Raw genomic sequence first — 10,390 nt, forward strand, 5'->3', positions numbered from 1 at the left:
AACAGAATTTTCCTGTAATCTATTGCAAATTCGCCAAATATGTGGTAATATTGTTATATATTTAACAGATACTCCTTTTGTTCTATAAATGGACAGTTGGAGTATAAGATAAATGATTCAAATATTCACATGGAAATGTGAGAATTAATGGAGGAAATTTAAGTGGCAAAAGAAGTAGTATTAGCTGGTGCTGTACGTACAGCGATTGGTAGTTTTGGCGGTTCTTTAGCAAACGTTCCGGTAGTCGATCTTGGAACAATCGTTATTAAAGAAGCTTTAAACCGTGCTGGCGTTAAACCGGAAGACGTTGATGAAGTGTTAATGGGTTGTGTATTACAGGCAGCTCAGGGACAGAGTGTTGCCCGTCAGTCTGCTGTAAATGCTGGTATTCCTGTTGAGGTTCCTGCTTTAACCCTTAACAATTTATGTGGTTCTGGTCTCAAATGTATCAATCTTGCAGCTGCTATGATCCAGGCTGGAGAAGCAGATATTATTGTTGCTGGTGGTATGGAAAGCATGTCCGGCGCTGCTTACGCTGTTCCTAAGGGACGCTATGGCTACAGAATGGGCGATGGCCAGTTCATCGACACCATGATCAAAGACGGTTTAACCGATGCCTTCAATCACTATCACATGGGTATCACCGCTGAAAATGTAGCAGAACAGTATGATGTAACCCGCGAAGATCAGGATGATTTCGCCGCTAAGAGCCAGCAGAAATGTGAAGCCGCTCAGGCAGCTGGCCGTTTTGATGATGAAATCGTACCGGTTCCGGTTAAAGTTAAAAAAGAAATTGTTGAATTCAAAGTTGATGAATTCCCAAGAAAAGGCGTAACCGCTGAAGGCATCAGCAAAATGCGTCCGGCTTTCAAAAAAGATGGTACCGTAACCGCTGCAAATGCTTCTGGTATCAATGACGGCGCTGCTGCCATCGTTGTGATGTCTGCTGAAAAAGCAAAAGAATTAGGTGTTAAGCCAATGGCTAAATTTGTTGTCGGCGCTTCCGCTGGTGTTGATCCATCCATCATGGGTGTTGGACCAATCTTCTCAAGCCGTAAAGCTTTAGAAAAAGCTGGTTTAACCATCGACGATATGGATTTAGTTGAAGCAAACGAAGCTTTCGCAGCACAGTCCTGTGCTGTAGGCAAAACTTTAAATATTCCTGAAGATAAATTAAATGTAAACGGCGGCGCGATCGCTCTGGGTCACCCGGTTGGTGCTTCTGGCTGCCGTATCATGGTAACCTTACTGCACGAAATGCAGAAACGCGGTGCTAAAAAAGGTCTTGCAACCTTATGCGTAGGCGGCGGTATGGGTGTATCTACCATCGTAGAAATGGACTAATTTTTCTAAGGAGAGAAGGTAATTACAATGGGTTTTGTTAAATATGAACCACAGGGTGCAGTGGCTGTTATCACCATCGACCGTGAAAAGGCTTTAAATGCTTTAAACAGTGAAGTACTTGAAGATCTGGACAAGGTTATTGACGGTGTTGATTTAGAGACCATTCGCTGCCTGATTATTACAGGTGCCGGTCAGAAATCTTTTGTTGCCGGTGCGGACATCGGTGAAATGAGCAGCCTGACTCAGGCTGAAGGCGAAGCTTTTGGTAAAAAAGGAAACGCTGTTTTCAGAAAGATCGAGACTTTACCAATTCCGGTTATCGCTGCGGTTAACGGCTTTGCACTTGGCGGCGGCTGCGAATTATCCATGTCCTGCGACATTCGTCTGGCTTCTGAAAATGCAACCTTTGGCCAGCCTGAAGTTGGCCTTGGCATCACTGCTGGTTTCGGTGGCACTCAGCGTCTTGCACGTCTGATCCCGACCGGTAAAGCAAAGGAAATGCTCTATGCCTGCACCAATATCAAAGCGGCCGACGCTTTGAGCTGGGGTCTGGTTAATGCTGTCTACCCGGCCGACGAATTAATGCCTGCTGCATTGAAATTGGCTGGTAAAATTGCTAACAACGCTCCAATTGCTGTCCGTAACACCAAAAAAGCCATCAATGACGGCCTTGAAATGGGTATGGACGACGCAATTGCCTTTGAAGCAAAACAGTTTGGCGGATGTTTTGAATCCGCTGACCAAAAAGAAGGCATGGCTGCCTTCCTGGAAAAACGTAAACACGAACCTTTCCAGAACAAATAAATATGATTTTCAACTCAAGGGTATTTTTGTATAAAAATACCCTTGAGTTTGGGCTTTTCGCCTGTATATACAAATCTGTATATACAAGAATACAAAAAAGTTTTTAATTTATCTAGGAGGACTTAAAATGAAAGTTGGCGTTATTGGTGCCGGTACAATGGGATCAGGTATTGCTCAGGTTTTCGCTTCTACCGATGGTTATGAAGTTGTACTTTGCGATATCAAACAGGAATTTGCCGATGGTGGGAAAGCTAAAATCGAAAAAGCATTAGCAAAACAGGTTGCTAAGGGCCGTATCGATCAGGCTAAAATGGATGCAACCTTAGCAAAAATCACAACAGGTTTAAGAGATGCTGTTGCGGATTGCGATTTGGTTGTTGAAGCTGTTTTAGAACAGATGGAAATGAAACATGAATTATTCCAGGCATTACAGGGAATCTGTAAACCAGAATGTATTTTCGCTTCCAATACTTCTTCTTTATCTTTAACCGAAATGTCTCAGGGCGTTGACCGTCCAGTGATTGGTATGCATTTCTTTAATCCGGTTCCGGCTATGAAACTGGTTGAAGTTATTGCTGGTTACCATACTTCTCAGGAAACCGTTGATACCATCAAAAAGATTGCAACAGATATCGGCAAAACTCCGGTACAGGTTAACGAAGCTGCAGGTTTTGTTGTAAACAGAATCTTAGTTCCAATGATCAACGAAGGTATCGAAGTTTATGCTGCTGGTACTGCTTCCGCTGCGGATATCGACACTGCTATGAAATTAGGCGCAAACCACCCAATGGGACCACTGGCTTTAGGCGACTTAATTGGTCTGGACGTTGTTCTGGCAATTATGGAAGTATTACAGGCAGAAACTGGCTCTGACAAATACGCTCCGTCTCCACTGCTTCGCAAAATGGTACGCGCAGGCGTTTTAGGTATGAAAACAGGAAAAGGATTCTTTGATTACACAAAATAAGCTTGTGTGACAAATATATTTAGGAGGAACAGTATGGACTTCAATCTGAGTAAGGAACATCAAATGTTGCGCACACTCTACAGAGAGTTTGCAGAAAATGAAGCAAAACCAATCGCGCAGGAAGTTGACGAAGAAGAACGCTTCCCGCAGGAAACCGTTGATAAAATGGTCAAAAATGGCTTTATGGGCATTCCATTTGCCAAAGAAGTCGGTGGACAGGGCTGTGATACATTAGCTTATATTTTAGCTGTTGAAGAGTTATCCCGCGTTTGCGGTACTACCGGCGTTATCCTTTCCGCACACACTTCACTGGGAACAGACCCAATCCGTAAATTCGGTACACCGGAACAAAAAGAAAAATACTTACCGCGTTTAGCAAGCGGTGAATTATTAGGCGCTTTCGGTTTAACTGAACCAGGCGCTGGTACTGATGCTTCCGGACAGCAGACAAAGGCTGTTTTAGAAGGCGACCACTATGTATTAAACGGTACGAAAATCTTCATTACCAACGGTGGTAAAGCGGATGTTTATATCATCTTCGCAATGACAGATAAGAGCAAAGGCACCAAGGGGATCTCTGCATTCATCGTAGAAAAAGATTATCCTGGCTTCTCAATCGGTACAAAAGAAAAGAAAATGGGTATCCGTGGTTCTTCCACAACCGAATTAATTTTTGAAGACTGCATCGTTCCAAAAGAAAATCTTCTTGGTAAAGAAGGTAAAGGCTTTGGAATCGCGATGCAGACTCTGGACGGCGGCCGTATCGGTATCGCTGCTCAGGCTTTAGGTCTGGCTCAGGGCGCTTTCGACGAAACCGTTGCTTACGTTAAAGAAAGAAAACAGTTTGGTCGCTCAATTGCTAAATTCCAGAATACACAGTTTAAATTAGCCGATATGTACGCACGTATCGAAGCTGCCCGTAACCTGGTTTACAAAGCAGCTATTGCTAAGGATACTCAGAAAGTATTCTCTGTAGAAGCAGCAACTGCTAAACTTTTCGCAGCTGAAACTGCTATGGCTGTTACCACAGAATGTGTACAGTTACTTGGTGGTTATGGCTACACCAGAGACTATCCAGTTGAACGTATGATGCGTGATGCTAAGATTACCGAAATTTATGAAGGAACAAGCGAGGTACAACGTATGGTTATATCTGGCAACGTTCTGAAATAGGAAGTTCAAAAGGAGGAAATTTAGGTGAATATTGTAGTTTGTGTAAAACAAGTTCCTGATACAAATGAAGTTAAACTTGATCCAGTAACAGGTACATTAATTAGAGATGGCGTTCCAAGTATTATGAACCCGGATGATAAAGCTGGTCTGGAAGCTGCATTAGAACTGAAAGACGCTACCGGTGCGCACATTACCGTTGTTTCCATGGGACCACCACAGGCAGACGACGTTCTTCGTGAAGCACTCGCTATGGGCGCTGATGAAGCGATTTTAGTAACCGACAGAGCTTTCGGCGGCGCCGATACCTGGGCTACTTCTACAACCATTGCAGCTGCGGTTAAAATGTTAGACTATGACCTGATCATCACTGGCCGTCAGGCAATTGATGGCGATACCGCTCAGGTTGGTCCTCAGATCGCTGAACATCTGAACATTCCAAATGTCAGCTACGCTGAAGACATCAAAGTGGAAGGCGACGCTGTTATCGTAAAACGTCAGTACGAAGACAGATACCATACCATTAAAGTACAGATGCCCTGCTTAGTTACCGCTTTAGGCGAAATGAATACACCGCGTTATATGACTCCAGGTGGAATCTTTGACGCTTACAGAACAGACGAAGTTAAAGTCTGGACACTGGAAAATATCGAAGTTGATACAAGCAACATCGGTTTAAAGGGTTCTCCGACACGCGTATTCAAGTCCTTCCCGAAAGCTTTAAAACCGGCCGGAACTGTTGTTCAATTAGATCCACAGGAATCTGCTGATTTCTTACTGGAAAAATTGAAAGAAAAATTCATTATTTAATGGAAAGTGGTGAACATAGATGAGTTTACAAGATTATAAAGGTGTTTTCGTCTTTGTACAGCAGGTAGATAATGTTATTACTCCTGTTTCTTTCGAACTGATTGGTAAAGGTAAAGAATTAGCCAATGATTTAGATACAGAAGTAACTGCTGTTGTTTTAGGTTCTAAAATCGATGCGATGGGCAAAGAATTAGCCCGTCATGGTGCTGACAGAGTGATCATGGTCGATGATCCTGCCTTAGAAGTATACACAACCGAACCGTATGTACATGCATTTACTGAAATTATTAACAAATACAAACCAGAAGTAGTTCTGTTTGGTGCTACCGCCATTGGCCGTGATATGGCTCCTCGTGTATCTGCACGTGTTCATACCGGCTTAACTGCTGACTGTACAAAACTGGAAATTAACCCAGAAGATAAAGGCTTAATGATGACCCGTCCGGCTTTCGGCGGCAACATCATGGCAACCATTCTGTGTCCGGACCACCGTCCACAGATGTCAACAGTACGTCCTGGCGTTATGCAGAAACTTCCGACAAACGACGCAGCAGAATGTGAAGTGATTAAAGAAGAAGTTGCTGGCTTGAGTGACCATATGAACGTTGAAGTGATGGAAATTGTTAAAACTGTTGCTGAAAAAATGGATATCCAGGATGCTAAGATCCTCGTATCTGGCGGCCGTGGTATGGCATCTCCAGAAAACTTCAAATTGCTTGAAGACCTGGCAGACGCTTTAGGTGGAACCATCTCTTCTTCAAGAGCCTGTGTTGACGCTGGCTGGGTTGAAAAAGACCGTCAGGTTGGCCAGACGGGTAAAACCGTTCGTCCAAACCTGTACATTGCCTGCGGTATCTCCGGCGCAATCCAGCATTTAGCTGGTATGGAAGAATCTGATGTTATCATCGCAATCAACAAAGACGAAACTGCTCCGATCTTTAACGTAGCAGACTTCGGCGTTGTTGGCGATGTCTTCAAAATCTTACCACTGTTTACAGAAGCAGTTAAGAAAGAAATGGCAACCAGATAGTTTGAAGTTCCTATGAAATTAAAAGTCCGAGGCTTGGAAAAGCCTTGGGCTTTTTTCGGTGGAAGGTGGAAAGTTGAAGGTGGAAGGTTTTGGAGCAAATGTGCGGAGCACATTTGATTAGACGCGGCCTGCGGCCGCAAACCCAATTGCTTGAGCCAGAGGCGAAAGCGTTCATTAACCTTCCACCTTTAATCTTCCACCTGATAAAAGTGTTTTTTTGCAGACCTCATGCAACATTTTGTGAGCGGTTTACAAATGCCGCGTAAGGGTATACAATAAAATCATCAGATTGAAAAACACTTTTACAATGTGGAGGATTCGATGTCAGGAAAAAATATTTTTATTGCGAAGAGTGCCGATGTACTGGGCAAGGTCCGGATCGGCGATTACAGCAGCATCTGGTACCAGGCGGTACTGAGAGGAGATATGGACAGTATTACCATTGGTGAGCGCAGCAACGTACAGGACGGCTCCGTGGTGCACGTGGCACCCGGCGGCTACTGTGTAAAGATCGGCGACGGTGTGACCATTGGACATAACTGTACCATCCATGGCTGCACCATTGAAAACAACGTTTTAGTCGGCATGGGCTCCACGATTTTAAACGGCGCGGTCATCGGTGAAAATACCATCATCGGCGCAGGCTCCCTGGTGACTCAGAATAAAGTGATCCCACCGAACTCCCTCGTCATGGGCAGTCCCGCAAAGGTCATCCGTCCCTTGACTGATGCCGAGATCGAAAGCATCCGTGCCAACGCGCGGGAGTATATGGAATGTATGCGCCTGGAACCAGGAAAAAGCTATTATGAAAACAGCGATGGCATTATTGTTGTCAGACAGCTCTAAAGACGTCGGCATACTAAAAAAGCACTCAGAATCTTCGTCTGAGTGCTTTTTTTATACAAATTTAACCGCAGTTCCGTAGGCGATAACCTCGGCAGCTCCCTGCATGATGGCAGAGGAGGCGTAACGGATATTGACCACCGCATCGGCGCCCAGGCCTTCAGCCTCCTGTACCATCCGCTTGGTAGCCAGTGCCCGTGCGTCATTCATCATTTCGTTGTAGGCCTTGAGCTCGCCGCCCACAATGGTTTTAAAACCCTGGCTGATGTCACGCCCGATGTTTTTGGATTGAATGGTTGAGCCCTTGACCAGGCCCAGCATTTCAAATTCTTTTCCGCTGATATAATCAGTATTTACTAAGATCATCCTCTTCTCCACTCCTTATCTCATCGATTCTCTGGATTAAAACATGGAGGGAAACGCCGGCCAGCGCCAGTGGCAGGATACTGCACAGGATCTTGACGATCAGAGGGATATCAATCAGAAAACAGACGATGATAAAGCCCACAAAATATAAAATCAGCAGCAGTCCAATAACCAAAGGGGCAATGATTTTCTTGACTTTCATAAACAGGCCGCTCCCTTCCTAAGTTTCTTCCATTATATCGGATATCCGCCTTCAGGACAAGGGTCAGTCATCATAATCTCCGAAGATATTCCGTTTCCGGCGGTTTTTGAGCTTGAAGAAAGCAAAGACACCACCGCCGATCAGCACGATTACAATAGGAACCGCAATAAACAACGGGTTAATGCCCTTATCGGCCGTCTTTAAAAGGATCAGGTAATTCCCCGGAGCGTTCACATTAAAAGTCGCCACTTTGGTGTCGTTGTGGTAGGTGGTGACCACCGGATCGACACTGTCACTCCCGCTGTTGTACTTGCTGGCAGTGAACTGAGACTCCGTCTGAAGCTTTGAGGCCTGATCGTCGGTCAGGGCAATGTTGATTTCCAGAGGCTTTTCAAAGGCTGAAAGCGCAGACAGAGCGCCGGTGGATTTTAAGGTTGAGGCCTCCAGCGTGAAAGGAGTGGTCACAGGCGTCAGCTTGGTTTCTGACAGCTTATAGCTGCTGTTTGAAAGGCTGGGGCCTTTTTTAAGCCCGAGAACCAGTTTGTCGCCGTCCGTCAGCCTGTTCAGCTCATCGCTCTTTAAAATGGATGGGGATACAATGATGGAATCTCTGTTGATCGGAACATTTAAAGTCACTTTAGCGGTCTGCATGTTCTTGAGCGCCGGCGCCGGCACATGGATATTGACCTCAGGGTCTGTAAGCCCTTTGGTTTCAATGGCTGGAGCCTTTAAAACCAGCTTGGTGAGCGCAGAGGAGCCCGCCTGTTGTTTTTCGGTCAGTTTGGCGGTACCGGCTGCGATGGCCGCGTTCAGCGCGTCGTTGTTAAATGCGGCCGTCACGGTGTTCTGGTTGGTTGCTGCTGTATAAACATTTGACGGCAGGTTGACGTCAATGGTAGTTTCCTTGACGGTCAGCGTGATGGGGTAATCGCCCTCCACCTTTTGAACCTCCTGCACCTGTTCCTCCACAGTGGTCTCTACCGTTGTGGATTCTGTGGGCACATAGTCGTCGCTGTCGTCGTAGGAATTACGGTAGGACGGGGTGTAGTCATTATTGTCGTAGCTGTCGTAGTAGCCGTCATCGCCGCTACTGTCATCTCCCGGATCGGTCGATGGAAGATCGGGATTCTCTGGTTGTGTAGGGGGCTCTGGCTGGCTTGGTGTCTCCGGTTCGGTTGGCTGTTCTGGTTCTGTCGGTGTTTCCGGTTCGGTTGGCTGTTCCGGTTCAGTTGGCGTTTCTGGTTCCGTCGGGGTTTGGGAATCGCCTTCCCCCGGGTCACGAGTGCTGGTCATAACAGAAACGGAGCCTGCCTTATAGGCGGAGGCACAGGCTGTCTGTACTGTAAAATTAAAGATCAGAGCAAATGTTAAAATTGCTGTCATTAGTTTTTTCATTTTTCTCTCCATTACATAAAAAAATCGTCCCAATTAAAAAATCGAATTGTGATCTTCATTATATCACAATTCGATTAAAAATAGTAAATTCTTTTAAGATTCGATGCGGAACTGAGTCAGCGGCCGGAACAGCAGCATGGAGATGACAATGCCCACAATGGCCTGTAGGGCGTTGAAAGGAATATTGACCAACGGGGAGACAAAACTGCCGTATAGGATAATTTCCGACACATAGTAGATCAGGGTCATGATCACTCCGGCGATCACCATCACCGTGATTTCCTTCTGGCGCCCCGGGTTACCGCGCAGAAAATACCCGGTCAAGTAAGCCATCACGCCCTTTGCGAGCATGGTAGGAATGATATAAGCCCCAAAGCCCGCGAAGTAATCCGCCGCACCTGCACCGATGGCAGCCGCAATGGTGCCGTAAACAGGGCCGAGAATAAACCCGCAAAGAAAGACCGCCGCGTCACCCAGATGGATATAGCCATTGGGAATCGGGATCTTTACGACCGAGATCATGATAAAGGTAACGGCCATCAACAGCGCCGTATAGCATACTTTTTTGGTTGTGATGTTCACTTTTAAACCTCCGAAATCAAATGTTGCACCTATTATAGCACACTGGCAGGGAATGAAAAGAACCAAAAAGGACCAAAATCGTTCGGATTCTGGTCCCTATGGGTACAGTTGTTAACTAACTTTTTCGATAAAAATGCTCACACTGCTGGCATAGTCGAGGCCGGTGCGCTGCGGATTGTTAGGACTGATGGTCACGCTGATGTCGCAGCCGTCCACGGTGCCCGTAATGGTGGTAGAGGCGTCGCTGCCGGCAGCGTTAAAGTTTTCGGCAGAAGCCATGAGGTCCGAATAAAACTGCGCCAGCTCAGCGGTGTCAGCCGTAGAGCCGTAAACCGCTGTCCATCCAGGGTTCCCGTTGTTCGTGGTAATATCGTGGGAATCCCCGACACCGCTCACCTTGTAAAGCGGTAGAAGATTGCTGGGGTAGGACTGAGCCAGTTGCCCATCCTCGTTGCCATAGAGATCAGCCTGGTTCGCGTCAATGACCGCCTGCATTTCTGGCGGAGTCTGTAAGCTTCCGCTGGTTGCTGAATTATCGACTGTGGGCTGCGGGGTAGCTGTCGGGGTATTGTCCGCGACCGAGGGCGCGCTGGTCGGAGTGGTTTTGGCAGCGTCCTTTGACCCGTTAAACATGGGAACAAAAAACATAATGCCCACGACGATGACAATCACTGCTAAAACGCCGAGAAGTACCTTTTTTTTCGTGTTCATGTTGAGTCACCTTCATTCATCTTTCTAAAATACTATTAATGATTCCGTATAGTCCATTATAAACGATTTTCTTTAAAATATAAACCATTTTCTTTAGAAACTAAAGAATACACTTGATTTTCTTCAGAAAATTAGGTAAAATAGACTTCATGTATGAATCGACCAA

At 45.9% G+C, this 10,390-nt stretch carries 12 protein-coding genes; 7 read left to right on the forward strand and 5 right to left on the reverse strand.

Annotated features, from left to right (window positions below; all coding sequences use genetic code 11):
• Positions 1–162 precede the first annotated feature (162 nt).
• From FYJ53_RS09405 to FYJ53_RS09435, 7 genes are all read left to right on the forward strand, one after another.
• Positions 163–1,344, forward strand: coding sequence for an acetyl-CoA C-acetyltransferase (locus FYJ53_RS09405; protein WP_013378875.1), 1,182 nt, complete (start codon positions 163–165; stop codon positions 1,342–1,344).
• A gap of 27 nt (positions 1,345–1,371) precedes the next feature.
• Positions 1,372–2,148 (forward strand): enoyl-CoA hydratase-related protein, encoded by a 777-nt coding sequence (locus FYJ53_RS09410; protein WP_013378876.1) that lies wholly within the window; start codon positions 1,372–1,374, stop codon positions 2,146–2,148.
• Positions 2,149–2,275: 127 nt separating this feature from the next.
• Positions 2,276–3,115, forward strand: coding sequence for a 3-hydroxyacyl-CoA dehydrogenase family protein (locus FYJ53_RS09415; RefSeq protein ID WP_013378877.1), 840 nt, complete (start codon positions 2,276–2,278; stop codon positions 3,113–3,115).
• Between the two features lie 33 nt (positions 3,116–3,148).
• Positions 3,149–4,288 (forward strand): acyl-CoA dehydrogenase, encoded by a 1,140-nt coding sequence (locus FYJ53_RS09420; protein WP_013378878.1) that lies wholly within the window; start codon positions 3,149–3,151, stop codon positions 4,286–4,288.
• A 24-nt stretch (positions 4,289–4,312) separates the two neighbouring features.
• Positions 4,313–5,095 (forward strand): electron transfer flavoprotein subunit beta/FixA family protein, encoded by a 783-nt coding sequence (locus FYJ53_RS09425; RefSeq protein WP_013378879.1) that lies wholly within the window; start codon positions 4,313–4,315, stop codon positions 5,093–5,095.
• A gap of 19 nt (positions 5,096–5,114) precedes the next feature.
• Positions 5,115–6,125: an electron transfer flavoprotein subunit alpha/FixB family protein gene (locus FYJ53_RS09430; protein WP_013378880.1), complete on the forward strand. Its 1,011-nt coding sequence runs from the start codon at positions 5,115–5,117 to the stop codon at positions 6,123–6,125.
• 321 nt (positions 6,126–6,446) lie between these two features.
• A complete protein-coding gene (locus FYJ53_RS09435) occupies positions 6,447–6,971 on the forward strand; it encodes a gamma carbonic anhydrase family protein (protein ID WP_013378881.1) in 525 nt (174 codons plus the stop codon).
• A gap of 51 nt (positions 6,972–7,022) precedes the next feature.
• On the opposite strand, the gene FYJ53_RS09440 is transcribed toward FYJ53_RS09435, so the two are convergent.
• The 5 genes from FYJ53_RS09440 to FYJ53_RS09460 form a co-directional block, all read right to left on the reverse strand.
• Positions 7,023–7,334 carry a YbjQ family protein gene (locus FYJ53_RS09440; RefSeq protein ID WP_013378882.1) on the reverse strand — a complete coding sequence of 104 codons (312 nt, stop codon included), beginning with the start codon at positions 7,332–7,334 and terminating at the stop codon, positions 7,023–7,025.
• Entirely contained in the window at positions 7,315–7,536 is a 222-nt protein-coding gene (locus FYJ53_RS09445; protein ID WP_013378883.1) for a hypothetical protein, read from the reverse strand. The genes FYJ53_RS09440 and FYJ53_RS09445 overlap by 20 nt, the downstream gene beginning before the upstream one ends.
• Positions 7,537–7,599: 63 nt before the next feature.
• The gene (locus tag FYJ53_RS09450; RefSeq protein ID WP_154557279.1) at positions 7,600–8,931 is read right to left on the reverse strand and encodes a hypothetical protein; all 1,332 of its coding nucleotides are present in this window, start codon (positions 8,929–8,931) and stop codon (positions 7,600–7,602) included.
• A 93-nt stretch (positions 8,932–9,024) separates the two neighbouring features.
• Complete coding sequence (locus FYJ53_RS09455; protein ID WP_073382666.1) at positions 9,025–9,513, reverse strand: ECF transporter S component; 489 nt, start codon at positions 9,511–9,513, stop codon at positions 9,025–9,027.
• A gap of 111 nt (positions 9,514–9,624) precedes the next feature.
• On the reverse strand, positions 9,625–10,224 hold the full coding sequence (locus tag FYJ53_RS09460) for a hypothetical protein (protein WP_013378886.1): 600 nt from the start codon (positions 10,222–10,224) through the stop codon (positions 9,625–9,627).
• Between the last annotated feature and the right edge of the window lie 166 nt (positions 10,225–10,390).

The organism is Eubacterium sp. BL-380-WT-2B, assembly GCF_009696115.1.
Classification (GTDB): Bacteria; Bacillota; Clostridia; order Eubacteriales; family Eubacteriaceae; genus Eubacterium; species Eubacterium callanderi.

Coding starts and splice junctions, on each gene's coding strand:
- FYJ53_RS09435 (WP_013378881.1), top strand. CDS start 6,447: ATGTCAGGAAAAAATATTTTTATTGCGAAGAGTGCCGATGTACTGGGC.
- FYJ53_RS09445 (WP_013378883.1), bottom strand. CDS start 7,536: ATGAAAGTCAAGAAAATCATTGCCCCTTTGGTTATTGGACTGCTGCTG.
- FYJ53_RS09415 (WP_013378877.1), top strand. CDS start 2,276: ATGAAAGTTGGCGTTATTGGTGCCGGTACAATGGGATCAGGTATTGCT.
- FYJ53_RS09440 (WP_013378882.1), bottom strand. CDS start 7,334: ATGATCTTAGTAAATACTGATTATATCAGCGGAAAAGAATTTGAAATG.
- FYJ53_RS09450 (WP_154557279.1), bottom strand. CDS start 8,931: ATGAAAAAACTAATGACAGCAATTTTAACATTTGCTCTGATCTTTAAT.
- FYJ53_RS09420 (WP_013378878.1), top strand. CDS start 3,149: ATGGACTTCAATCTGAGTAAGGAACATCAAATGTTGCGCACACTCTAC.
- FYJ53_RS09430 (WP_013378880.1), top strand. CDS start 5,115: ATGAGTTTACAAGATTATAAAGGTGTTTTCGTCTTTGTACAGCAGGTA.
- FYJ53_RS09460 (WP_013378886.1), bottom strand. CDS start 10,224: ATGAACACGAAAAAAAAGGTACTTCTCGGCGTTTTAGCAGTGATTGTC.
- FYJ53_RS09410 (WP_013378876.1), top strand. CDS start 1,372: ATGGGTTTTGTTAAATATGAACCACAGGGTGCAGTGGCTGTTATCACC.